Below are 24,995 nucleotides of genomic sequence, written 5' to 3' on the forward strand. Positions count from 1 at the left end.
AAGAGCCTGTACAAGTTAAACAACGAACCGACTCGTCTCCCTGTTCTCACCGACGATGTCTGCTCCGCATATAATGTGATCCGTCGTGAATATGGGCGTATGCACAGCAGGCAGCTAGAGTGCCGCGGGGAGGAGCGACTTATGAAGTGGGGACGCAATATATCTGGGGAGGAACGGGCGAACGTGATTACCCATGCTGCCGGATTATTGTTCAGTCTATGGGCGCTTGGAGTATTGATTGGCGCTGCATGGGAGCGTGGAACGATAGCGCATGTCATCGGGGCTTCTGTGTATGGAATTACCTTGACTATTATGTTTACAACCTCGACGATGATGCACAGTATGCCGGAGGGCAGGACTAAGTTCCGATTTACCATCCTCGATCATATGGCGATCTATTTGTTTATTGCTGGAACCTACACGCCTTTTATGTTGATTGTATTACAGGATGAGTTCAGCCAGCAGTTGTTTGGCCTAATATGGGGAACTGCGATTGTCGGCATGATTTATAAAGCTTTTTATACAGGCCGCCATATGTGGTTTTCGACAATTGGTTACGCAGTAATGGGATGGCTCATGGTAACGGTATGGGACAGCTTAATGCAGGCGATACCGTTTGAAGGGGTTATGCTGCTAGTCATGGGAGGGGGATGTTATACAGCGGGCATTCCGTTCTTTGTATGGCGCCGCTTGCCCTATCATCACGCCATTTGGCATTTGTTCGTTTTGGCTGGTTCAATCTTGCATTTTATATGTATTTACCGTTATGTGATATAGGAGTAATAGTCGTCTCCGATCACCGAATGAAAGGCTTCAAAAATATTTTTCTCCTTGTTAAGGTTCAACCCTTGACATGATGCTGTGATTTCGGTATGATAAGAAACGTCGATGGGCTGTAAAGTGTTTTTCCTTTACGAAAGGGGTGGCCCGTATGAACGAGGAACAGATACTTGCTAAGACGAACCGCATTAATATGCTGTTCGACTTCTATGAACCACTGCTTACTGAGAAGCAGCAGACGTTCCTAAAATGTTACTTTCAAGATGACTTTTCATTAGGCGAGATTGCAGCCGACTTCGGCATTAGCCGCCAAGCGGTATATGAACATATTAAGCGGGCGGAGCAGACGCTTGAATCTTATGAAAGCAAGCTCGGCTTATTGTCGAAGTTCGAGCGTCGGACAGAGATCGTGATGACGCTGCAACATACATTGAACGATATGGATACCATACCCGACCCGCAGCGCGCGGAACTGCAGACGATTGTCCGTGAACTGCAGGCGTTGGATTAAGGGAACGGGGTGAGATAATATGGCATTTGAAGGATTAACGAGCCGATTACAGAATGTATTCAGCAAGTTAAGAGGCAAAGGTAAAGTTAGTGAGGACGACGTCAACGAAGCCATGCGCGAGGTGCGCCTCGCGCTGCTTGAAGCCGACGTTAACTTTAAAGTCGTCAAGGAATTCATTGGCAAGGTGAAAGAGAAGGCCGTAGGTCAGGAAGTGATGCAGAGCTTCACACCGGGCATGGTCATTATCGACATCGTTAATAAGGAATTGACGGAATTGATGGGTGGCACAGCTGCGAAGCTGGCTAAGGCCAACAAGCCGCCAACTGTCATTATGATGGTAGGTCTCCAAGGTGCTGGTAAGACGACGACATCTGGTAAGCTGGCTAAGATGCTGCAGAAGCAGAATCATAAGCCGCTTCTTGTCGCTGCCGATATTTATCGACCAGCTGCGATTAAGCAGCTTCAGGTTGTAGGCGAGCAGATTAAGGTTCCGGTATTTGCACTTGGTGATCAAGTAAGTCCGGTTGAGATCGCTCGTCGTGGATTGGAGCATGCCAAGGAGAACCATCTTGACTATGTCATTATCGATACCGCAGGCCGCCTGCACATCGATGAAGCATTGATGGAGGAGCTGAAGCAGGTTCATGCTACAGCGAAGCCGGATGAAGTGCTGCTCGTCGTCGACGCGATGACAGGTCAAGACGCGGTGAACGTAGCGGATAGCTTCAACCAACAGCTAGAGCTTACGGGTGTCGTGCTGACGAAGCTCGATGGCGATACGCGCGGTGGTGCAGCCTTGTCTGTCAAGGCAGTAACTGGCTGTCCAATCAAATTCGCTACACTTGGCGAGAAAATGGATGCGCTGGAGCCGTTCCATCCAGAGCGGATGGCATCGCGGATTCTCGGCATGGGGGACATGCTCTCCTTGATCGAGAAGGCACAAGCGAATATCGATACAGAGAAAGCCAAGGAAATGGAAATGAAGATGCGCAATGCAGCCTTCACATTCGATGATTTCCTTGAGCAGATGCAGCAAGTGAAGAAGCTCGGTCCAATCGATCAGATCCTGGATATGATTCCAGGGATGAATAAGATGAAGCAAAATGCAAATCTAAAGGTGGATGAGCGTCAAATGGGTCGAATCGAAGCGATTGTCCGTTCAATGACGAACGAAGAACGCCAAGATCCAGACTTAATCAATCACAGTCGTCGCAAACGGATTGCAGCAGGCAGCGGAACTGCGCTGGCTGATGTGAATCGTCTTATCAAGCAATTTGATGAGATGCGACGGATGATGAAGCAGTTCTCCGACATGATGGGCCCGAAAGGGCCGAAGATGATGAAGAACTTGAAGAGCAAAGCAGGCAAGGCTGGCAAAGGAATGAGATTTCCTTTCCGTTAAGAAATAAAGAAGTGGAGCTGCAACAAGCTCGCTTGTTGATTCGAATTCTGTTTAGGAGGTGAATTTCGTGGCAGTACGTATCCGTTTGAAACGCATGGGTGCTCATAAAGCACCATTCTATCGTGTCGTTGTATCCGATTCCCGTTCCCCGCGTGACGGTCGTTTTATCGAGGAAATCGGTCATTACAATCCGGTAGCTCAACCAGCAGTCGTTAACATCGACGAGGAAAAGGCGCTGAAATGGTTGCAAACTGGTGCTCAAGCATCTGACACGGTTCGCAACTTGCTTAGCCAAGCTGGCGTAATGAAGAAGTTCCATGAGCTGAAAAACCAGAAATAATCTAGCCGTTCGGAGGGTCGCGAATGGAAGAGTTAGTGTCAGTAATTGCACGCGCTTTGGTCGATCATCCGGAGGAGGTCCGTGTGGACGTCGTGGAGAAAGACCATGTCATCGTGTATGAGCTTCACGTTCATCCCGACGATGTCGGTATGGTTATCGGCAAGCAAGGTCGTATCGCTAAGGCGCTTCGTACGGTCGTCACATCGGCAGCAGTCAAAGTTCCAAAACGAGTTGCCGTGGACATTATTTCATAACAGTACGCAAGAGGGTTAGGATGAAGTCCTAGCCCTTTTTCGTATGCATAGGGCAGTTTGTGTTACACTAGAGAGAAGGCTGTTCGGAAGCTTCTGCTTCCGGGCACTAACGATAGATAGATATAAATGGTAAATACATGGCAGGAGGATACGATATGTCTCAAAGAATGTTCAATGTCGGCAAGCTAGTCAATACGCACGGCATTCGTGGAGAAGTAAAAATTATCCCGACAACTGATTTTCCGGAGACGCGCTTTGCACAAAAGAGCGAGCTAATTTTGCAGCAGCCTGATTCGAACATTAACGTACCGGTTACGATTGAACGGTCGCGTTTACATAAAAATATGTACATCGTGAAATTCACACAGTTCGACAACATTAATGATGTCGAGAAGTATAAAGGCTGGGTGCTGAAAGTAAGTGAAGAACAGCTGGACGAGCTCGATGATGACGAATATTACTATCATGAGATCATCGGATGTAAAGTCGTCACAGATGAAGGAGAAGAGCTTGGGGTTATTGAGGAGATATTGTCCCCAGGTGCGAATGATGTCTGGGTTGTTAAGCCGGCAAAAGGGAAATCCATTCTGCTGCCGGTAATTGACGATGTTGTACTAGAGGTTAATGTGCAGGAGAAGATTGTGAAGGTTCATATTATGGAAGGACTAATATAGGATGCGTATCGATGTGTTGACCCTTTTTCCGGAAATGTGTGAAGGGGTATTTGGTTCCAGTATATTAGGCAAAGCGCGCGAGAATGGTCATGTTACGATTAACACGGTCAATTTCCGCGACTATTCTGATAATAAGCACCAAACCGTTGACGATTATCCGTATGGCGGTGGAGGCGGTATGGTGCTTAAGCCGCAGCCGATTTTTGCGGCGGTTGAGGATCTGGTCGCAAAAGCGGCAGCAGAGCGGTTGGCCGATAAGAAGGATCAGAGCGAAGAAAGCTTACAGGAGGCTGTCAAACCAAGAGTTATTTTAATGTGTCCACAAGGGGAACGCTTCTCACAGAAGAAAGCGGAGGAACTGGCACAGGAGTCGCATTTAATCTTCGTGTGTGGTCATTATGAAGGGTATGATGAGCGCATTCGCGAGCATTTAGTAACAGATGAATTGTCCATTGGGGACTATGTGCTGACAGGTGGGGAACTTCCTGCAATGACGGTAGTCGACTCGGTAGTTCGTTTGTTGCCAGGCGTTCTAGGCAATGAGATGTCGGCAGTAACCGATTCATTTAGTACAGGTTTGCTGGAGTATCCGCATTATACCCGTCCGGCGCAGTTCCGTGACTGGAAGGTGCCCGATGTGCTCATTAGCGGTCATCATGCGAATATCGAGGTGTGGCGGCGAGAACAAGCGTTGAAGCGGACGCTTGAACGACGTCCTGACCTACTTGAGCATGTGGAACTAAGCAAGGAAGATAAAAAAATGATAGAACGATTGAAAAATGAAACCAATGGGACTCATGCATAATGCTGTGGTCTGCCGGTTAAATGATCAGGGTGAATAGTTGCACGCATGGTCAACAATAGAAGGCTGTGAATCTATGTAGTTAAGTCATAGATTCGCAGCCTTTTTGGAATTTTTTTTTGATAGAAACCGCAAAGAATTTTGTTATTTTGACCATAATAACCGTATTTGGAGGACAATGTTGATCTAAGGTGGTATTACATCGTGTTGAATCTGGAGGAAATGAGGAGACGTTATGAGTAAAAGTGAGAACCGTCAATTGCGATTGTTTATTGCAATGCCGCTGCCTGAGTCAGCTGTTCATGTGCTTGATGCATGGTGCAAAACAGGACAACGCCATTGGCATTTTGCCAAATGGGTACATCCGCAGGATTTACATATAACCTTGCAATTCCTTGGTGCAGCAGACGAGGAGGCTACTCCTCGGATTGTTCAGGCTTTGGAGCAGGTATCGAGAAAAACAGATCTTTTTGAGCTTCAATTCGAGGGCATAGGGAGCTTTGGGACAAAAGAAGCGCCTCGTGTGCTGTGGGTTGGTCTCGGAGGTGCAATCGACAGGCTGCGACAATTGAACCATAGTGTAGGTGCTGCGGTATCACCGCTAGGATTCGAGCCAGAGGATCGTCCTTATCGTCCCCATATTACGCTAGCGCGCAAGTATCGAGGTGGAGAGGTGCATCCATTCTCTATGATCAGCGAACCACTCCCTTCGCATCAATGGATGGGGGAAGAGATAGTGCTCTTCCGGACTCATATGAATCAAAGTCCTATGTACGAACGATTGCATACCTTCACGTTAGGTCAACGATAGTCTATTGTACATGCAATAAAATAGTTGGATGCGCATTACACGGGTTGTCTAAAACAGGTCCATCTTCACGTATATTTTCCAATCTTGCACATTTATAATGAAATAACCATTTTAAGAATGTCGAAAATGGTAGAAATAAATCGTGAATGGAGGGATATCGTGGAGAGAAATGCTTCGCGTATCGGATTGCTTCTGCTTGTGATGACCGCACTGTTTATGGTCGGTTTTTCAAAGCCGGGCGATACGCGAAAGGCGACTTGGATATGGCAGGCGGAGAGGATAGAGGACGAACCGGAAAAACTGATTGATTTTGCAAAAAAGAATCACATTAACGTTATGTATTTGCATGTGGATAGGAGGGTTCCAGAAGCGGCATACCGTCGGTTTTTGAGGCAGGCGGGACAAGCTGGAATTGAAGTACACGGATTAGCAGGACACCCCTTATGGGCTTTGCGTGAGTATCGGGATCGGATAATGAAGCTAGTGGATTGGGTAAGTGCTTATAATCAAAGCTCTGCTGCTGCGGAGCGATTTAAGGGCATTCATTTGGATGTGGAGCCTTATGTTCTCCCTGAATGGGAAGTTGATCCACAGCCGGTATTGCGCTCTTGGACGGAAAATATGGAGCATGTGATCGATGCTGTCAAAGGCCGCGGCAGCCTCGAAATCAGTGTTGATATGCCGGTGTGGTTCGATAACATAATGGTGCCGAATACACAAAGTACCTCCCTGTCGGAGTGGATTATTAGCCGATTTGATCATGTGACGTTAATGGCCTATCGCCAACAGCTTGATGGCGGTAATGGGATTATCGAGCTTGTGCAGAATGAGATGGAAATCGCAGATCGCTTCGGGAAGTCTATCTTCATCGGGGTTAACACAAAGCCTATGACTGAAACGCACACTACGTTTTATGATGCAGGTATACAGGCAATGGATGCAGCGCTTAAGCAGGTGTCAGAGCGTTTAGAGCATCATGCCTCCTTCACAGGTGTTGCCATTCATGATTATCAGTATTGGAACCGTATGCTGGAGCGGGATGGAGATGCAGGCGGACTTCCTGATCCGAAGCCAGATCCCGAACCGCTGCCAAAGCCTGACCCCGATCCAGGTCAGATTTCGGTGCCTATGCCGCCACTGATGGAGCGTAATAGCACGGTTGTTGGTACCTATGTATGGCAGGCGGAGTTAGCGATAAACCAGCCTGATGACATTATTGCGTTTGCGAAGGAAAAGGGGATTAACTATTTATATGTTCGATTGGATCTGCAACAGCCGTTCGACGCATATCGCTCATTCGTGAAGAAGGCGCACGATGCCGGCATTGAGATGCATGCTATGGGAGGGCATCCGGCTTGGGCGCTAACAGAGAACAGACAGCGAATTATGAAGCTTGTCGATTATGTGAAGCGTTACAATCAGGCTGTTGCACCAGAAGAACGCTTTTATGGTATACATCTGGACGTGGAACCGTATGTTTTACCGGAATGGAGCAGCAGCAGGGACGATGTGGTTGCGCAATGGAGAGAAAATATGAACGTTTTCGCCCAGTCAGTCAAGGCGGATTCTAAATTAGAGATAAGCGTGGATCTTGCTGTATGGCTGGATCGAACCTTCCTGCCGGATAAGCCGGAATTGTCGATAAGTGAATGGATGATAGGACATATGGATCATGTAACGCTAATGGCGTTTCGCAATATGGCAGAAGGAAGTAATGGCATCGTCGCTGTGGTGAAGCAGGAGATGCAAATGGCAGATCGTTTAGGCAAGCGGATTGTTGTTGCTGTCGAGATGAAGGAGAGTTTTGAGGGCGAGCATATTTCCTTTTACGATAAAGGGGCAGAAGAGATGATCAAGCAGCTTGACAAGCTTCCTGAAATGCTTGCGGAACACTCTTCTTATACAGGATTTATGATTCACGCCTATGATTATTGGAAAGAGGCCAAGCCCTAAAAATGCGCTTGTGTTCTATTCATTCGTATGCTACAATTAATTTCGTTGTTTGGAATACGGTGGTCCTCTGCATACGATGAGGCGAACGTGCAATGCGTGCTGAGATGTAAGAACACCTGTGTGGAAGGAGGGAGTCCTAGATGAATATCGTACAAGCGATTACGCAAGAACAGCTTCGCAAGGATATTCCAAGCTTTCGTCCCGGTGATACTTTGAAGGTTTATGTTAAAGTTATCGAGGGATCTCGCGAGCGTATCCAGTTGTTCGAAGGTGTTGTTATTAAGCGTCGTGGTGGCGGAATCAGTGAAACGTTTACTGTTCGTAAAATTTCCTACGGTGTAGGTGTTGAGCGTACGTTCCCGCTTCACACTCCGAAAATCGATAAAATCGAAGTGGCTCGCCGTGGTAAAGTGCGTCGTGCGAAGCTGTACTATCTTCGCAACCTTCGCGGTAAAGCAGCGAGAATCAAAGAAATCCGTTAAGGAACAACCGGGGGGCTTGCTTGACTGCAAGCTCCCTTTTGCTATTTGTATGGATTGGACTGCGCATTGCGCATGACGTGAACTTCAAATACGCATCCTAGGAGAAAGCGGGGCACAGCGAATGGATCAAAACGACCAATTGATGCAACCGAATACGGAAGAAACGGCTGAAAAGCCAGCTAGCCCGAAGAAAAACGAATTGTTGGAATGGATAAAAGCGATTGCGATAGCCGTTGTCCTTGTCGTTGTCGTACGATGGTTGCTGTTCGCTCCGTTTATAGTTGATGGTCCTTCTATGGAACCTAACTTCTGGACGGGTGAAAGGCTTATCGTAAACAAGATCTTGTATGAGTTCAGACAACCTAAGACAGGAGAAGTCGTTGTATTCCATGTTCCACAGGAGAACCGCGATTTAATTAAGCGTGTTATCGGCGTTGCAGGCGATACGATTGATTATCGTGGTGACGATTTGTACGTGAACGGCAAAAAGGTAGAAGAGCCGTACATACAGGAAGCAATAGATAAAGCTCATAAGAACGATATGTTATATAATGACCGTAATTTCCCAAGTGATTCGACTCAGCCGAACAAAGTTCCAGAAGGACATATCTTCGTCATGGGTGACCATCGGAGCAACAGTACCGATAGCCGCATGCTTGGATTCATTCCGTTAACAGACGTCATTGGACGTGCGGATGTTATTTTCTGGCCGATCTCGCATGTTAAGTTGATTCAGCATCATTAATTGAGTTACGGCTGCTAAGGAGGTGGATAGCGATGTCAATCCAATGGTTTCCGGGTCATATGACGCGAGCGCGACGTCAGATCCAGGAGAAGTTAAAACTGATAGATGTAGCGATCGAACTGTTGGATGCGCGCCTGCCTATGTCAAGCCGCAATCCGATGATTAACGATATACTCGGCAATAAGCCGCGTCTGATTATTATGAACAAATGCGATCTAGCAGATCCAGACGTGACGGCGAAATGGATGAAATACTTTCGCAATGAAGGCCACGCTGTAATTGCCGTCGATGCGTCAACAGGCATTAATGTATCGCAGATTCCTGGGGAAGCGCGCAAACTACTCGAAGAGAAGTTCCAGAAGCAAATAGCAAAAGGAATGAAACCGCGTCCAGTACGTGCGTTGATTGTTGGGATTCCTAACGTGGGGAAATCTACACTCATTAACAAACTGGCTGGAAGAACGGTAGCTGCAACTGGGGATCGCCCTGGCGTTACCAAGGGGCAGCAGTGGATTCGTGTAGGTTCTGAAATGGAACTGCTCGATACTCCGGGGATTTTGTGGCCTAAGTTTGAGGATCAGGAAGTAGGTTACCGGTTGGCGACAACCGGAGCAATTCGCGAAGAAATATTAAATGTGGAAGATATCGCGTTCTACGCGCTGAAATATGTTGCATCCCATTATTGGGGGCGGTTGTCTGAACGATTCGGCATTACTGGCGATGCCATTGATGTGGAGGATTCAGATGAAGTGGTACGTGTGATGGAAGACATTGGACGTAAGCGCGGATGCTTGATGGGCGGCGGGAGAGTCGACCTAGAGAAGGCATCCGGCATTATTTTGCGAGAGCTGCGTTCCGGCAAGCTGGGACGTCTTACATTCGAAGAGCCATACTCTTTTATGGTGAATTAGCTGTTCGATAGACGCAGTGAGTAAGAGCATGGGATAGCGCCGTTAACGCCGAAGGGTGTACGGCGCTATTTCTTTAGGCAGGGCAGTGTTGCTTGGACAGGCAGGAGAGGAGCTTATTCAAATGGGGAAAAAAAAGCAGGAAACGGCGGCGGAGCCGATTGACTTATTAGCTTGGGAACGGCAGTATTGGGCACGCAGCATTCGACATATCGCAGGGATTGATGAGGTCGGTCGTGGCTGTCTGTTCGGTGATGTCGTCGCAGCAGCCGTCATTTTGCCTGAGGGTCTTATTATAGAGGGCATAAATGACTCGAAGAAGCTGTCAGAGAAGAAACGTGATGAACTGTATGATATCATCATCGCGGAAGCAGTTGCGTGGTCAGTCGCCCATGTGGATGCTGCAACCATCGATCAGATTAATATTAAGCAGGCAGCCCGCCGTGCCATGAAAGAGGCGGTTGAAACTTTGGACATACAGCCTGAGGTACTGCTTGTGGATGCAGAGAAGATCGATTTACCTTTTACGCAGGAGGCTATTATTAAAGGAGATGCCAACAGCCAATCGATAGCAGCCGCATCAATCATAGCTAAAGTAACGCGTGATCGTCTATGCAGTGGGGAATGGAATGACCGATATCCAGAGTATGGGATTGCTGTACATAAGGGATATGGAACAAAAATGCATCGTGAACAACTGCTCATCCATGGCCCTACCCCCATGCATCGGAAGAGCTTTTTATCCTCTTTATTTCCTAAAGAGGAGCAGCTGACGTTATTCTAGTTGCTTGAGCGTATTACCTAATGCTTATTGGTTCATGTGAAAGGTATGAAGAGAGCTGCGGATAATGCTCATCATCCGCCCACTCTATGCCGATATATAAGTTAGCTATTTGCAGAGGACGGGGGATGAATATGAATATATCACAATTGGTACGAGGCTTGGCTGGGGAGGCGAGACCCGGCGAGCAGCGTTCATTGGAGTTAAAGACAGGTCAAGTCGTGCGCGCGACAGTAACAGAAGTATCCGAAAATGGCCGTGAGGCAGTCGTATCGGTGAATGGTGTTCCCGTGCGTGCTGCATTGGATGCGCCAATGCAGCCTGGTCAGACGACATGGATGCGAGTGCAGGGACAGCAGTCAGATGGATTGGTTATATTGAAGCCAACAGACGGGCCTTCTGTTGCTGCGCTGCCGTCCATGGAGGAAGCACTTAAGCAATCGGGTCTGCCAGATGAACCGTGGGCACGCCGCCTGCTGCAGGATTTGCAGAAGGCCGGCTTGCCGTTGACGAAGGAACTTGCCTCGAAGCTAAGCCAAGCGATGGCCGCGAAACCTCCAGGTGTTGCGGCATCGGAGTGGATGCAGGCAGCGGGACTTGCCCTGCGGCGTCAATTGCCGCTTACAGCGGATACGTTAAACGGGCTTCGACAGGCGCTTTTCGGTAAGCCGCTTACAGATATGCTTGCAGTATTTATGCGGGCAGGAGATGATTCACTTGCCTTAGAAAGCGGGTTAATGGGCAAGACGACGGACACTGGCTCGCAGTCAGGCAGTATGTGGACGCAGCCTCTGCGCGAGGCGCAAGCACTTGTAAGGGCGCTGCTCGCAGAGGGATTACAGACTGGAGGTCAGCAGCAAGGCAGTGGAAGCGGAATGAGCGCTGCTGTGAATGGGAATGGGCATAGTAATGCCGCAGGCAGTGCAGTAGGTCAGTTTGGCACTTCGCCTGTTAATGAGCAGCAGAACAAAAATACGAGCGGAGCCATGCTGAATGCGACACCGGCATCAGGCGGGGCAGCGAAGAGCGGGGAAGGAGCACATGCTGAACTCGCTCAAGGTGGCAGCGGAGCTGCAGGAACCGCTGGAGCTCCTTCGACTTCTCAGCCGTCTATTCAAGCTGGTGCATGGATTGGAAGAATGCTTCAATTGCTGGGCGTATCGCATGAACAGCAGGCTCATCGAGCTGCGGTGATGGAACTCACATCACAGCCTCAGCAGGCGGTGGGGGACAGCGCGCAGTCTACAACTGGCGGAGGCAATGCCGCAGCTTCTTCCGCTAATACGAGTGCCTCTGCAAATAGCGGGCTTACGGGTGGAGGACGGCCAGATCTGCATTCAGGTACTGCAGCACCATCTACGGCATCGGCTTCGAATGCTCCAACCGGAGCATCAAATACGAATGGTACTCCATCAGACAAGTCGGGAGCAGTGAACGGTGGAACAGGACGTAATATCGCGCCACAAGAAGCGGCTGCAGGAGCGGCCGCAGCAAAAACTGCCATTCATCCGCCTATTTCCGCGGCATCTACTGCTCCGGGTGCTGCTCAGTTGGACATCTCCCAATTGGCAACTGGGTCAACGCAGCAGGGAGTTGCAGTGGGCGAATCGCTGAAAAGCGCCCTGCTTCATTTGCTGCAAGCTGAAGGTGTCCCTCACGCACTTCGTGAGGCAGCACAGCAGCTTGTACAGCATGTTACAGGCCAGCAGTTGCTGCTTGCTTCTGATCGGCAAGCGCCATTTTCGCATATTACGTTGTTTGTTCCACTTGTTACACCAGATGGCAAGCAAACGGCAGCTGTTCATATTCAGTCCCGTCAGAGCAAGCGTGGAGAGCTTGATGCAGGAAATTGCCGTCTCTGGTTCGACTTGAACATGAAGACGCTAGGACGTACACTAGTTGACGTTCAGGTCGTGGACAATGCGGTTGCCCTGCATATCCATCATGATGATGAACGGGTTGGAGAATGGATAAAGGGATTACGAGGCGAGGCGGAAGAAGCATTGGAGCGTATCGGCTATCAGATGTCCGCCTTCCGAACACTGCCGCTTCCAGAACGAAGCTCCGATACGGTGCCGGCGCCAACATCGGAAATAAGCATGGATGATTATGCGGCTAAGCCATATAAAGGGGTGGATATGAAAATATGAAGAATAAATCATCTATCCCTCGGCCAGCTTCTGTTGAGCCCGTACAGCCATCACCGAACTCGGGAACGAGTTATTGGAATCAGCAGGAGGCGCGTCAAGGCGTTCGCGAGGCAATGAATGCGTCAGCGAATGAGAGCGCCGCTCCTCGTAAAAAGGCGGTTGCCCTTACCTATAATCCCGAGCAGGGGGATGCGCCTGTTGTTGTTGCGAAGGGACATGGCCAAATCGCTGAGCGGATTCTCGATAAAGCGAAGGAGAGCGGAGTGCCTATTCAAGAGGATGCTTCCTTAGTTGAGGTGTTGTCCAAGCTTGACATCGATCAACAAATTCCGCCTGCTCTGTATCAATTGGTTGCGGAAGTGCTCTCCTTCGTCTATAAAGCTGATCAACGTGCGGATAAGGGGGGGATCAATCGTAGATCGTAACCGTCTGATGAAGTTGCCGCATACTCATAGGACGAGTTCTTTGGCGTCTTCAATGGACATAGCGACTTCTTCCATCGTGGAGAATGCAAGGAGGAGAGAGCCATGTCGAAAAAGCTCAACCGCCGCGCTCGGGGAGCAGAGGCCGAGCAGCTTGCAATTGCCTACTTGGAACGGCTGAATTACCTTATTGTTGATGTGAATTGGCGCTGCAAATCAGGCGAAATTGACATCGTAGCTAAAGATGGCGATATCTGGGTGTTTGTAGAGGTAAGAAGCCGCACCGAGGGGCTGCGTTATGGCGGTGCGGCTGAGGCCATTGATTGGCGCAAGCAGCGCAAGGTGCGAGCAGTTGCTACCGCTTATATGCATCGATATCGTCTGGATGAGGTTCATGTGCGCTTCGATGCCGTGGCCGTTACCTATTCGTCTCAATCAGGGGCTATACCTAAGATAGAACTTTTTCAAGGGGCATTTTAAGCCGCATGAGTCAAAGATTGTGCCGTCTATCCAACGTACGGTATTGGATCGCTTCCGCCACGTGCGGAACTTCAATAACTTCACTGCCCTCGATGTCCGCAATCGTCCGAGACATCTTTAAAAGGCGATCATGAGCCCGTGCACTCATGCCAAGCTGATCATATGCCTGCTGCAGCATTCGCCTTGCGTTATCAGACATGCTGCAAAATTTCTTCAAATAAGACCCTGACAGCTCGCTGTTGAACTGGATACCTATGTCTTGATATCGCTTTGCTTGCACAAGCTGGGCATGCATAACCTGTCTACGCATTTCCTCCGAGCTAAGATTGTTGCTGCTCCAATCGGATATTGGTGATCGAGGCACATCCACCTGTACATCTATGCGATCGAGTAGCGGGCCTGACAATTTGCTTTTGTATTGCTCGAGCCTCCCTTGTGAGCATCTGCATTCGTCAGTGGTGGAGCCTGCATATCCACAAGGACAAGGGTTCATCGATGCCGCGAGCATCACATGGGCAGGGAAGCGGAAGACGGCGCGTGCTCTACCGATTGTGACGCTGCGTTCTTCGAGCGGCTGCCGCAGTACTTCAAGCACTTGACGCGGAAATTCGGGCAATTCATCTAGAAATAGAACACCACGATGAGCCAAACTGATTTCCCCAGGCTTAGGAATGGCGCCGCCGCCAATAAGCCCGGCAGCAGAAATGGAATGATGGGGCGAACGGAAGGGACGCTTCATTATCAGACCTGCACCATCATGATTCCATTTTCCTGACACACTATATATTTTCGACACCTCGAGTGCTTCTTCTTCATTCATAGGTGGTAGAATCGACGGCAGCCTCCGGATAAGCATGGTCTTGCCTGTTCCCGGCGGGCCGCTAAGCAGTATATTATGCATGCCTGCAGCTGCGATGGTTAATGCGCGCTTTACATGCAGTTGGCCGTTGACATCGGCGTAATCCTCGGTATTCGTTTCTAGTCCTTCTTCTTCCATGTCACTCGACACCATCCCCCATTTGTCACGGATCGCGATGGGCAGATCTCCCACATGTTGTACATCTTTCAATTCATTCAGGTGGCGAAGGGGGAATACTTGAATACCTTCTACAAGTGCTGCCTCAGCAGCATTGTCGGCTGGTACAATTACGCGGGTAAATCTTTTTCTTCGTGCCTCATCGACGAGAGACAGGACACCAGGGACGGCTCGGGTAGAACCATCTAACGCTAGCTCCCCAATGAGCAGCATATCTTGAAAGGGAGGAGTGGGAATTTGTCCGCTTGTGCATAACAGTCCTACCGCCATGGCGATGTCGAATGAAGTTCCTTCCTTGCGAAGATCGGCCGGCGCCAAATTAATCGTTATTCGCTCCAGAGGGAATTTCCAGCCGCAATTGCGGATTGCCGCTCTTACTCGTTCGATGGATTCACGAATTGCAGCATCGGGAAGACCTACAATACTGACCTGCGGCAAACCGGGAGAAATATCAATTTCCACATGGATGAGTCTGCCTTCTACACCATATACAGAGGCACCCCACAAATTTCCGTACATAAAAACACCTCTCTATCGTCATTCTCAGCACAATGCTGGAATACGAGGGAAAGGTGCTTCCTTATCAACGCTCGTTATTGAAATGCAGATAATCTAGCTAGTTTAATAGAATGCAATAGGCCTATTGTTTATGTGATCTGATAATTGAAACCATGTAGTAAGTCTATTAGAGCATGTACTGTGTATTATAGCTCTGCCCAATTACAACGTCAATTTTTCCCTTTAGGAAATGTCGAGATTCCCTATTAATCTCAAAATGAGATGATATCAATATCAAAAAAATGTACTTTCTTGACGAAAATGAGAGGAAAGCGTTTTAAATTCATGATACAATGTGTTCGGATTGTATATATTTTCCGTTATTGTGATTAACGGTGGCGAAGCGGCGGAAGCGGTTCCCCAAGTTCACGGACGCGCCGCGAGGTGTAGCTGCAGGAGCGGGCAAGGCATGCTGTTGTCCTACAACCTCGGCTTCAAGTCGGAAACAGCCCATGAGGCTAACGATCGGATAGGGGGATGCACGATGAATATTCATGAGTATCAAGGCAAGAGTGTATTGAAGCAATATGGCGTTGCTGTTCCAGAAGGGAAGGTTGCGTTCACGGTAGACGAAGCCGTACAGGCAGCTGAGGAATTGGGCACTCCAATCGTCGTCGTCAAGGCGCAAATTCATGCAGGTGGCCGCGGTAAGGCAGGCGGAGTGAAGGTAGCGAAGAGCTTGGATGACGTGCGTACATATGCGACGGAATTGCTTGGCAAAGTGCTCGTGACGCATCAAACAGGTCCGGAAGGCAAGGAAGTAAAGCGTCTGTTGATCGAACAGGGCTGTGACATTAAGAAAGAGTATTATGTTGGTGTAGTCGTTGATCGTGGAACAGGTCGCGTCGTTATGATGGCGTCTGAAGAAGGCGGTACGGAAATTGAAGAGGTTGCTGCAGCAACACCGGAGAAGATCGTGAAGGAAGTCATCGATCCAGCGGTTGGTCTGCAAGTCTTCCAAGCGCGCAAGCTCGCGTATGCAATCAATATTCCGGCCGAACTGGTCAACAAGGCTGTTAAATTTATGATTGCCCTGTACCAAGCATTTGTAGATAAGGATTGCTCGATTGCAGAGATCAACCCGCTCGTTGTAACTGGTGACGGAGAGGTCATGGCATTGGATGCGAAGCTGAACTTCGATTCCAATGCGCTGTATCGCCATAAGGACATTCAAGCGCTGCGCGATTTGGATGAAGAGGATGAGAAGGAAATTGAAGCTTCCAAATTCGATTTGAGCTATATCGCCCTCGACGGCAATATCGGCTGTATGGTTAACGGTGCCGGTCTTGCGATGTCCACGATGGATATTATTAAATATTACGGCGGCGAACCAGCTAACTTCCTTGATGTAGGTGGCGGCGCTACTACGGAGAAAGTAACGGAAGCATTCAAGATTATTTTGTCGGATGAAAATGTAAAAGGAATTTTCGTTAATATTTTCGGCGGTATTATGCGTTGTGATGTCATTGCTGACGGTGTTGTGGAAGCAGCGAAGCAAATTGGTCTTGATCGGCCGCTCGTCGTCCGTCTGGAAGGTACGAACGTGGAGATCGGCAAGCGCATTCTGAATGAATCTGGATTGAACATTGTTGCAGCCGATTCAATGGCAGACGGTGCGCAGAAAATTGTCGCATTGGTTCAATAATTCACGGACGAGAGGATGAGAGTCAATGAGTATCTTAATTGATAAGCATACCAAGATTATTACGCAAAATATGACGGGTGCTACAGGCATGTTCCACACGAAGGGCGGACTGGAGTATGGCTCCCAGATGGTGGCTGGCGCTGTCCCTGGCAAAGGTGGAACTAAGGTTGATATTACGCTTGATAACGGAGAAGTGGTCACACTTCCTGTTTACAACACGGTAGTAGAAGCCAAGGCAGCAACTAACGCAACAGCAAGTGTTATCTACGTACCGCCAGCATTTGCAGCAGATGCAATCATGGAAGCAGTAGACGCGGATCTCGATCTTGTAATTTGCATCACGGAAGGCATCCCTGTATTGGATATGGTTAAGGTTAAGCGATACATGGAGGGCAAGCGCACACGTCTTATCGGTCCGAACTGCCCTGGTGTCATCACACCTGGACAATGCAAGATCGGGATTATGCCAGGATATATTCACGCTCCAGGTCATGTAGGTGTCGTTTCTCGAAGCGGAACGCTCACTTATGAGGCGGTACATCAATTAACGACACGAGGTATCGGTCAATCAACAGCTGTTGGTATTGGAGGAGACCCAGTAAAAGGCTCCGAATTCATCGACATCCTGAACTTGTTCAATGAAGACCCGGACACACATGCTGTTATTATGATTGGTGAAATCGGCGGGACTGCTGAGGAAGAAGCAGCAGAATGGATCCGTGATAATATGAAGAAGCCAGTTGTCGGATTCATTGGTGGGGCAACAGCGCCCGCAGGCAAGCGTATGGGCCATGCAGGAGCCATTATTTCAGGAGGCAAAGGAACTGCCGCCGAGAAAATTGCAACGCTGGAGGCATGTGGTATTAAGGTAGCTCCAACACCTTCAGAAATGGGCAGTACACTTGTTGCTGTACTAGAAGAACGGGGACTGCTTGAATCCTGCAAGACTCATGTAGTCAACTCCTAATCTATTTACAAAGGTAGGCAACCTTTACGACACGGAAACGTGTATAAAGGTTGCTTTTTTATTTTGTTTTGCAAATTAAAGTTCTATGAATTTCAAAATGAATGGGTTGACACTTGCAATCTGTTACTATCTCAAGCAAAATAAGGGGAGCGGAATCGCGCTTCTTTTTTAATGAAGGGAAAGAATGCGATGAGCCAATGGACAATAAGTCAAATCATAATTGCACTTCATGAAGCGGAAGGAATTGGATGGCACACGATACGTGACTTGATGGATAGAATAGGGCCCAACGATCTGCAATATTGGCTGGATCGCCCTTCTTCTCAATGGCAAGAATTTGGTATGAAGCCGAATATAGCTGATAGGCTGGCAGCTCAGTTTCGTTCCGAGCATCTTGAACAGAGACTTGATATCATAGAGCGGCACGGTATTGAATGGAGGACGGCGATTGACGCCCAGTACCCCTTATTATTGAGGGAAACCGCTCAATATCCTTGGGTCATATATGGTAAAGGGGATTGGACATGCCTAGGGGAAGCTTCCGTCAGTATCGTCGGAACGCGAACACCTACATCATATGGCAAGAAGGTAGCAGCAACGCTGGGAGAGCAGTTGAGTCGAATGGGCCTTCACGTCGTTAGCGGATTAGCGAAAGGAATTGATGCGGCCAGTCATGAAGGCGCTCTCAAATATGGCAAGACAATCGCAGTGATGGGAACGTCATTCGATCAAGTGTACCCGCCGGAGAATCGGGGATTGGCAGGTCGAATTGCTGACAATGGGATTGTCATAACCGAGTACCCTCTCGGTATGAAGACACATCCGGGAATGTTCCCTCGCCGCAATCGAATTATTGCAGGATTGTCCTTGGGAACGGTCGTTGTGGAGGCTAATTTGCGCAGCGGCGCATTGATTACGGCAGATATGGCATTGGAGTCCAATCGGGAGATATTCGCGGTTCCTGGACCGATTACATCTCCGAAGTCGGCAGGGACACTGAAGCTGCTGTATGAAGGATCGGCTAAAATGATCCGTTCGACTAGTGATATTGTGGAAGAATTCAAAGGTTGGTTGACAACGATCCCCTCGTCGTACAATAATGAAACGGTCGACGCAATAGGGGAACAATCCCTAACAGAAGAAGAAAAGCGCATTTACGAGCTCATCTGTGAGCAGGACAGTACAATAGATGACTTAATGCAGCGCAGTTGTACTACATTTGCGCAACTCCATGAAGTTTTGTTATCCTTACAATTAAAAAAACGAATCCGAGAAGGCCTTGGAGCCGTATATAGCTCGGAATGAGAGTGCAGTATGCTGGAGAGGAGGATGCGCCTGTGGCGGATTCACTAGTAATTGTCGAGTCACCTGCGAAGGCCAAGACAATTGGGAAGTATTTAGGTAGCAAATATATAGTGAAAGCATCAATGGGGCATGTTCGCGATTTGCCGAAGAGTCAAATCGGCGTCGAGATTGAGGACAATTTTGCACCCAAGTATATAACGATTCGTGGTAAAGGCAGTGTCCTGAAAGAATTGAAGGATGCCCGGAAGAAAGTCAAAAAAGTGTATCTCGCAGCTGACCCCGATCGTGAAGGAGAAGCGATTGCATGGCATCTAGCACACGCTCTCGAGTTGGATCAGTCTGAAGCTTGCCGAGTCGTATTTAATGAAATTACGAAGCAAGCGGTGAAGGATGCGTTCAAAACCCCGCGTCAAATCAATATGGACCTCGTTCATGCACAGCAAGCGAGACGTATCCTTGACCGTTTGGTCGGTTATAAGATAAGTCCGCTTTTGTGGAAAAAGGTGAAGAAAGGGCTGTCCGCTGGACGTGTACAGTCTGTATCAGTCAAACTGATCATCGACCGGGAAAATGAGATCAGCGCGTTCATACCCGAAGAGTATTGGACAATTACAGCACGATTGAACATAGGCAAATCTTCATTCGATGCTAAGTTCTACAGCATGAATGGGGAGAAGAGAGAACTTTCGAACGAAGCTGAGGTTAATGAAGTTCTTCAAGCAATTAAGGGCAGTTCATTTGTCGTCCATGAAGTGAAGGAGAGAGAACGTCTCCGCCACCCTTCGCCACCGTTTACGACCAGCTCATTGCAGCAGGAGGCTGCTCGCAAACTGAATTTCCGTGCGGCGAAGACGATGTCGGTTGCCCAACAGCTGTATGAAGGGGTTGACCTTGGCAAAGAAGGAACGGTTGGTCTCATTACGTATATGCGTACTGATTCAACGCGCATTTCTCAGACTGCGCAGGAAGAGGCTGGCGAGTACATCAAAGACCAATATGGCAACGAGTTTTTGCCTGAGACGCCACGGCAATATGTGAAGAAATCTGCGAATGCACAGGACGCCCATGAAGCGATTCGACCGACTTCGATAATGCGTAGTCCTGATGAGATGAAATCTTACTTAAGCCGTGACCAGCTCCGCTTATACAAGCTCATATGGGAACGATTCGTAGCGAGTCAGATGACATCGGCCATCATGGATACGATGACGGTAGATATTAAGACTGGAGAAGCTACGTTCCGTGCGAATGGATCCAAGATCCGCTTCCCTGGCTTTATGAAGGTTTATGTAGAGGGCAACGATGATGGCACGGTTGAGGATGACAAGTTTCTTCCTCCGCTTGCAGTTGGAGACAGCATGAAGACCGAGCAAATTGAACCGAAGCAGCACTTTACACAGCCGCCTCCACGTTACACAGAAGCTAGATTGGTTAAGACACTTGAAGAGCTTGGCATTGGACGTCCGAGTACATACGCGCCTACGCTGGAAACAATCCAGAAGCGTGGATATGTAGCCATTGAAGAAAAGAAATTCGTTCCAACGGAATTGGGCGAGCTCATCATTCAGTTAATGGAAGAATTTTTCCCAGAAATACTGGATGTGGAATTTACCGCCCACATGGAAGAGGATCTGGATCATGTTGGCGAAGGGCAGCAGGATTGGGTGAAAGTGCTTGCTGATTTCTATGAATCGTTCGAGAAACGCCTGCTTGTTGCGGAAGAGGAAATGAAGGAAATCGAGATCGAGGATGAAGTATCCGACGAGATTTGTGAGAAGTGCGGACGTCATTTTGTATATAAAATGGGTCGCTTCGGGAAATTTCTTGCTTGCTCGGGCTTTCCGGAGTGCCGCAATACAAGACCTATCGTAAAGGATACCGGAGTTACTTGTCCGAAATGCCACGAGGGTAAGCTCGTAGAGCGCCGCAGCAAGAAGGGGCGCGTCTTCTACGGATGTGACCGTTATCCAGAATGCGATCATGTGATGTGGGATCGTCCGTCTGTGAAGCCGTGTCCTTCTTGCGGCAGCATGATGATTGAGAAGCGGAGCAAGCAAGGAACGAAACTGCTCTGTACAAGTTGCGATCATACAGAACAAGTGCAAGAAGATTCAGAGGATGAATAAGGAGCTGCTGGCATACACATAAAGTGGATATGACCATGCTGTGTAATATGCCGAGCTTCGCTGCAGTTATTCTGGCCGTTGTCTTCATACGAGACGGACAGAGTTATGATAATAATAGTTAGCTCTGCATCGCGGCTGCTTGTTCTAAGGGCCGCGATCAATGCTTTTGCATACAATTGAGGGGGATATCAATAAATGAATCAGCCTAGAGTAACCGTCATTGGAGCAGGATTGGCGGGAAGCGAGGCGGCATGGCAAATTGCGCAGCAAGGCGTGCCTGTCACACTATATGAAATGAGACCTGTCAAGCAGACGCCTGCGCATCACACGGGACGATTTGCAGAGTTGGTGTGCAGCAACTCGCTGCGGGCTAATGGTTTAAGCAACGCAGTAGGTGTGTTGAAGGAAGAAATGCGCTATATGAACTCACTTATTATGAGTGCAGCAGATAAGCATGCCGTGCCGGCCGGTGGTGCACTTGCGGTTGACCGTGAGGGCTTCTCGGATGAAATCACAAATACGTTAAAGGAGCACCCGCTTGTAGAGGTTCGCAACGAGGAAGTAAGTGATATCCCTGAAGATGGGATTACTGTTATTGCGACTGGGCCTTTGACATCCGAATCTTTATCCGCACGTATTAAAGAATTGATGGGTGAGGAGTACTTCTACTTCTACGATGCGGCAGCGCCCATCATTGATAAAGATACAATCGACATGGATAAAGTATACTTGGCTTCCCGCTATGATAAAGGAGAAGCTGCGTATCTGAATTGCCCAATGAATGAAGAAGAGTTCAATGCATTCTATGAAGCACTCATTACAGCGGAGAAGGCTGAACTAAAAACATTCGAGAAAGAAGTTTATTTTGAAGGGTGCATGCCGATTGAGGTCATGATGAGCCGCGGCAAGCAGACGGCACTGTTTGGACCGATGAAACCTGTCGGACTTATTGATCCGAAAACGGGCAAAACACCTTTCGCCGTTATTCAGCTCCGTCAGGATAATGCAGCAGGCACACTGTACAATATGGTTGGCTTCCAGACTCACTTGAAGTGGGGAGAGCAGAAGCGTGTATTCCGCATGATTCCAGGCTTAGAACAGGCCGAATTTGTACGCTATGGTGTAATGCATCGCAATACGTTCATTAATTCGCCGAAGCTGCTTGAGCCGACTTATCAATTTAAGAGCCGTCCATCTTTGTTCTTTGCTGGTCAAATGACAGGGGTAGAAGGATATGTAGAATCTGCTGCGTCGGGATTAATTGCGGGCATAAATGCAGCACGTTATGCTGCAGGGAAAGCTTGTCTTGTATTGCCGCACCAAACGACATTGGGAAGTATGGCGAACTACATTACAACTGCAGACTTTAAGCATTTCCAGCCAATGAATGCGAACTTTGGTTTGTTCCCGCCGCTGGAGACTCGTATTCGCAACAAAAAAGAAAAGAACGAAGCCATCGCACACCGTGCGCTTGATACGCTGCGTGCATTTCAGGAAGAGAATGGCATCCACATCAAATAATTGGTGAAGTGTAAGGAAGCAGCGGCCGTTTTGTGCATGTCTGGTTCCTTTGCGCTTTCATGAGGCAGGAGGCTGAGGAGAGTGGAATATTCATTTCATGCAACAACGATTTGTGCAGTAAGACATAATGGTGCTGCTGCGATTGCTGGCGATGGTCAGGTGACCTTTGGCAACAATATGGTAATGAAGCAGCATGCACGCAAGGTGCGACGCTTGTATCGCGGTCAGGTGGTTGCTGGATTTGCGGGATCTGTGGCGGATGCTATTACGTTGTTTGAGAAGTTCGAGGGCAAGCTGGAGGAGCATCACGGCAATTTGCAGCGTGCAGCAGTTGAACTTGCAAAGGATTGGCGCCAGGATCGCGTGCTTCGCAAATTAGAAGCATTAATGATTGTCATGGATGCGTCCCACATGCTGCTTATTTCGGGTGGGGGAGAAATCATTGAGCCCGATGATGATGTCATTTCAATTGGGTCTGGCGGATCATTTGCCCTTGCTGCTGGACGTGCATTAAAGCGTCACTCTCCGAATATGACAGCCAAAGAAATGGCAGAAGCTGCACTCAAGATTGCAAGCGAGATTTGCGTATATACGAATGATAATATTGTGATTGAACAAATTTAGTAGCCGTAAGGCAGCCGGAGCGGAGGGATAGTAATGAATCAACAAGCGTGGACACCGCGACAAATCGTTACTGAATTGGATAAGTATATTGTAGGTCAGAAGAACGCGAAGCGTGCCGTTGCGATTGCACTGCGCAACCGATATCGCCGCGGACTGCTTGACGAGAGTATCCAGGATGAGATTGTTCCAAAAAATATCTTAATGATCGGGCCTACGGGTGTAGGGAAGACGGAGATTGCCCGCCGCTTGGCTAAGCTTGTTCATGCACCATTTGTAAAGGTGGAGGCGACGAAATTCACAGAAGTAGGCTATGTCGGCCGTGATGTCGAATCGATGGTACGAGATTTGGTTGAAACCTCGATTCGAATGGTAAAGCTGGAGCGTACGGAGAAGGTGAAGGATAAAGCGGAAGAAATGGCTAATGAACGCATTGTCGAATTGCTCGTTCCCGCACCACAATCGAATAAAAGCGGACGCAATCCGTTCGAGATGCTGTTCGGTCAGCAAAATCAAGAACAGTCTGCCCCTGAGAAGGAGCCAGACCCAGGAATACAAGAAAAACGTCGCAAAGTTCGCTTTGAATTGCTGTCTGGTCAGCTTGAAAATGACATGATTGAAATTGATGTAGAGGAAAATGCCCCAAGCATGCTTGATTTTCTGTCTGGACAAGGCAATGAACAGATGGGGATGAACATGCAGGAGATGTTTGGCAATTTGCTGCCTAAGCGCATGAAAAAGCGTAAGTTGACGGTTAAAGAAGCGCGTAAGGTTTTAACACAAGAAGAAGCGGGTAAATTGATTGATATGGACGATGTTATTCAGGAATCCATTCGACGTGCGGAGCAATCTGGCATCATCTTCATTGATGAGATCGACAAGATTGCTTCCAGCGGGCGGGGAGGCTCTGGCCCGGATGTATCCAGAGAAGGGGTACAGCGTGACATTCTGCCGATTGTAGAAGGCTCTACTATCATGACCAAGTATGGGCCTGTAAAGACGGATTATGTGCTGTTTATTTCAGCAGGTGCGTTCCATATCGCTAAGCCGTCTGATCTTATTCCTGAATTGCAGGGACGATTCCCGATTCGTGTCGAATTGAACAATCTATCTCTGGATGACTTTGTTTCCATATTGACGGAGCCGAAAAATGCCCTGACGAAGCAATATGTCGAATTGCTGAAAACCGAGAACATTGAAATTCAGTTTTCAGATGAAGCCATCCGAGAAATTGCCCGAATTGCAGCAACGGTTAACCAAAACATGGAGAATATTGGTGCAAGAAGGCTTCATACCATTATGGAGAAGCTGCTTGAGGACTTATCCTTCGAGGCTCCGGAGCTGACATTGGAGCAATTCCAAATAACACCGGAGTATGTGCGTGAAAAGCTTGCAGATATTTCTCAGAACCGGGACTTGAGTCAATATATTCTCTAAATGATTACGACAAAGTGTGACAAATGTTACTGAAAAATAGACCTCTCAAAATGTTCGACAAACTATTCAGAAAAAGCCCTGACTTTCGGACGAAAGATAGGGCTTTTTTCTTATTGTGTTATAACCCAAAGTTTAAGATGATAGGTATGGCGTTAATTATCTTCTTCTGTCATAAATTTAACGATTTGAATGAATAAAGGCGAATTTTGCACATGCGTCCTTCGACTTATGCACAAAAACGAATATTTTGTCGAAAAAAGAAGGAGAAACGTCGAAAGAAGTGG

General features: G+C 48.3%; 24 protein-coding genes. 23 read left to right on the forward strand and 1 reads right to left on the reverse strand.

What is annotated here, in order from left to right; all coding sequences use genetic code 11:
* Positions 1 to 141 precede the first annotated feature (141 nt).
* The 16 genes from trhA (at position 142) to NO352_RS05355 (ending at position 13,495) form a co-directional block, all read left to right on the forward strand.
* Positions 142 to 777 carry a PAQR family membrane homeostasis protein TrhA gene (trhA, locus tag NO352_RS05280; RefSeq protein WP_268600431.1) on the forward strand — a complete coding sequence of 212 codons (636 nt, stop codon included), beginning with the start codon at positions 142 to 144 and terminating at the stop codon, positions 775 to 777.
* A 154-nt stretch (positions 778 to 931) separates the two neighbouring features.
* On the forward strand, positions 932 to 1,291 hold the full coding sequence (locus NO352_RS05285) for a putative DNA-binding protein (protein ID WP_268622113.1): 360 nt from the start codon (positions 932 to 934) through the stop codon (positions 1,289 to 1,291).
* 19 nt (positions 1,292 to 1,310) lie between these two features.
* A complete protein-coding gene (gene ffh, locus NO352_RS05290) occupies positions 1,311 to 2,693 on the forward strand; it encodes a signal recognition particle protein (RefSeq protein WP_005551910.1) in 1,383 nt (460 codons plus the stop codon).
* A gap of 67 nt (positions 2,694 to 2,760) precedes the next feature.
* Positions 2,761 to 3,033, forward strand: coding sequence for a 30S ribosomal protein S16 (gene rpsP / locus NO352_RS05295; RefSeq protein WP_005551911.1), 273 nt, complete (start codon positions 2,761 to 2,763; stop codon positions 3,031 to 3,033).
* A gap of 23 nt (positions 3,034 to 3,056) precedes the next feature.
* Positions 3,057 to 3,287 (forward strand): KH domain-containing protein, encoded by a 231-nt coding sequence (locus tag NO352_RS05300; RefSeq protein WP_005551913.1) that lies wholly within the window; start codon positions 3,057 to 3,059, stop codon positions 3,285 to 3,287.
* 155 nt (positions 3,288 to 3,442) lie between these two features.
* Positions 3,443 to 3,961, forward strand: a complete 519-nt coding sequence (gene rimM / locus NO352_RS05305; protein ID WP_005551914.1) for a ribosome maturation factor RimM — start codon at positions 3,443 to 3,445, stop codon at positions 3,959 to 3,961.
* 1 nt (position 3,962) lies between these two features.
* Complete coding sequence (trmD, locus tag NO352_RS05310) at positions 3,963 to 4,766, forward strand: tRNA (guanosine(37)-N1)-methyltransferase TrmD (RefSeq protein ID WP_268622114.1); 804 nt, start codon at positions 3,963 to 3,965, stop codon at positions 4,764 to 4,766.
* Positions 4,767 to 4,998: 232 nt separating this feature from the next.
* A complete protein-coding gene (gene thpR / locus NO352_RS05315; RefSeq protein ID WP_289355030.1) occupies positions 4,999 to 5,574 on the forward strand; it encodes an RNA 2',3'-cyclic phosphodiesterase in 576 nt (191 codons plus the stop codon).
* A gap of 159 nt (positions 5,575 to 5,733) precedes the next feature.
* On the forward strand, positions 5,734 to 7,527 hold the full coding sequence (locus tag NO352_RS05320; RefSeq protein WP_289355031.1) for a hypothetical protein: 1,794 nt from the start codon (positions 5,734 to 5,736) through the stop codon (positions 7,525 to 7,527).
* A gap of 140 nt (positions 7,528 to 7,667) precedes the next feature.
* Complete coding sequence (rplS, locus tag NO352_RS05325; protein ID WP_005551919.1) at positions 7,668 to 8,009, forward strand: 50S ribosomal protein L19; 342 nt, start codon at positions 7,668 to 7,670, stop codon at positions 8,007 to 8,009.
* 121 nt (positions 8,010 to 8,130) lie between these two features.
* Positions 8,131 to 8,754: a signal peptidase I gene (gene lepB / locus NO352_RS05330; protein WP_005551920.1), complete on the forward strand. Its 624-nt coding sequence runs from the start codon at positions 8,131 to 8,133 to the stop codon at positions 8,752 to 8,754.
* Positions 8,755 to 8,786: 32 nt separating this feature from the next.
* Positions 8,787 to 9,665 (forward strand): ribosome biogenesis GTPase YlqF, encoded by an 879-nt coding sequence (gene ylqF / locus NO352_RS05335; protein ID WP_289355032.1) that lies wholly within the window; start codon positions 8,787 to 8,789, stop codon positions 9,663 to 9,665.
* A gap of 121 nt (positions 9,666 to 9,786) precedes the next feature.
* On the forward strand, positions 9,787 to 10,446 hold the full coding sequence (locus tag NO352_RS05340) for a ribonuclease HII (protein WP_005551923.1): 660 nt from the start codon (positions 9,787 to 9,789) through the stop codon (positions 10,444 to 10,446).
* 131 nt (positions 10,447 to 10,577) lie between these two features.
* A complete protein-coding gene (locus NO352_RS05345) occupies positions 10,578 to 12,593 on the forward strand; it encodes a DNA ligase (RefSeq protein ID WP_289355033.1) in 2,016 nt (671 codons plus the stop codon).
* Between the two features lie 113 nt (positions 12,594 to 12,706).
* The gene (locus NO352_RS05350; protein WP_289355178.1) at positions 12,707 to 13,018 is read left to right on the forward strand and encodes an EscU/YscU/HrcU family type III secretion system export apparatus switch protein; all 312 of its coding nucleotides are present in this window, start codon (positions 12,707 to 12,709) and stop codon (positions 13,016 to 13,018) included.
* Positions 13,019 to 13,120: 102 nt separating this feature from the next.
* The gene (locus NO352_RS05355) at positions 13,121 to 13,495 is read left to right on the forward strand and encodes a YraN family protein (protein WP_289355034.1); all 375 of its coding nucleotides are present in this window, start codon (positions 13,121 to 13,123) and stop codon (positions 13,493 to 13,495) included.
* 10 nt (positions 13,496 to 13,505) lie between these two features.
* Here the strand turns inward: NO352_RS05355 and NO352_RS05360 are convergent, their stop codons facing one another.
* Positions 13,506 to 15,050, reverse strand: a complete 1,545-nt coding sequence (locus tag NO352_RS05360; protein ID WP_289355035.1) for a YifB family Mg chelatase-like AAA ATPase — start codon at positions 15,048 to 15,050, stop codon at positions 13,506 to 13,508.
* Positions 15,051 to 15,573: 523 nt separating this feature from the next.
* On the opposite strand from NO352_RS05360, the gene sucC reads away from it, so the two are divergent.
* From sucC to hslU, 7 genes are all read left to right on the forward strand, one after another.
* Positions 15,574 to 16,734: an ADP-forming succinate--CoA ligase subunit beta gene (gene sucC, locus NO352_RS05365; protein WP_040736770.1), complete on the forward strand. Its 1,161-nt coding sequence runs from the start codon at positions 15,574 to 15,576 to the stop codon at positions 16,732 to 16,734.
* 25 nt (positions 16,735 to 16,759) lie between these two features.
* Positions 16,760 to 17,701 (forward strand): succinate--CoA ligase subunit alpha, encoded by a 942-nt coding sequence (gene sucD, locus NO352_RS05370; protein ID WP_005550607.1) that lies wholly within the window; start codon positions 16,760 to 16,762, stop codon positions 17,699 to 17,701.
* Positions 17,702 to 17,890: 189 nt separating this feature from the next.
* A complete protein-coding gene (gene dprA / locus NO352_RS05375; protein WP_262866858.1) occupies positions 17,891 to 19,006 on the forward strand; it encodes a DNA-processing protein DprA in 1,116 nt (371 codons plus the stop codon).
* A gap of 32 nt (positions 19,007 to 19,038) precedes the next feature.
* Positions 19,039 to 21,132 (forward strand): type I DNA topoisomerase, encoded by a 2,094-nt coding sequence (gene topA / locus NO352_RS05380; RefSeq protein ID WP_040736674.1) that lies wholly within the window; start codon positions 19,039 to 19,041, stop codon positions 21,130 to 21,132.
* 195 nt (positions 21,133 to 21,327) lie between these two features.
* Positions 21,328 to 22,653, forward strand: coding sequence for an FADH(2)-oxidizing methylenetetrahydrofolate--tRNA-(uracil(54)-C(5))-methyltransferase TrmFO (gene trmFO / locus NO352_RS05385; protein WP_268622120.1), 1,326 nt, complete (start codon positions 21,328 to 21,330; stop codon positions 22,651 to 22,653).
* Between the two features lie 81 nt (positions 22,654 to 22,734).
* The gene (gene hslV, locus NO352_RS05390) at positions 22,735 to 23,277 is read left to right on the forward strand and encodes an ATP-dependent protease subunit HslV (protein ID WP_289355037.1); all 543 of its coding nucleotides are present in this window, start codon (positions 22,735 to 22,737) and stop codon (positions 23,275 to 23,277) included.
* Positions 23,278 to 23,310: 33 nt separating this feature from the next.
* Complete coding sequence (hslU, locus tag NO352_RS05395; RefSeq protein ID WP_005550602.1) at positions 23,311 to 24,711, forward strand: ATP-dependent protease ATPase subunit HslU; 1,401 nt, start codon at positions 23,311 to 23,313, stop codon at positions 24,709 to 24,711.
* The last annotated feature ends 284 nt before the right edge of the window (positions 24,712 to 24,995 follow it).

This window comes from Paenibacillus sp. S-12, assembly GCF_030363895.1.
In the GTDB taxonomy this organism is placed as follows: domain Bacteria; phylum Bacillota; class Bacilli; order Paenibacillales; family Paenibacillaceae; genus Paenibacillus_B; species Paenibacillus_B alvei.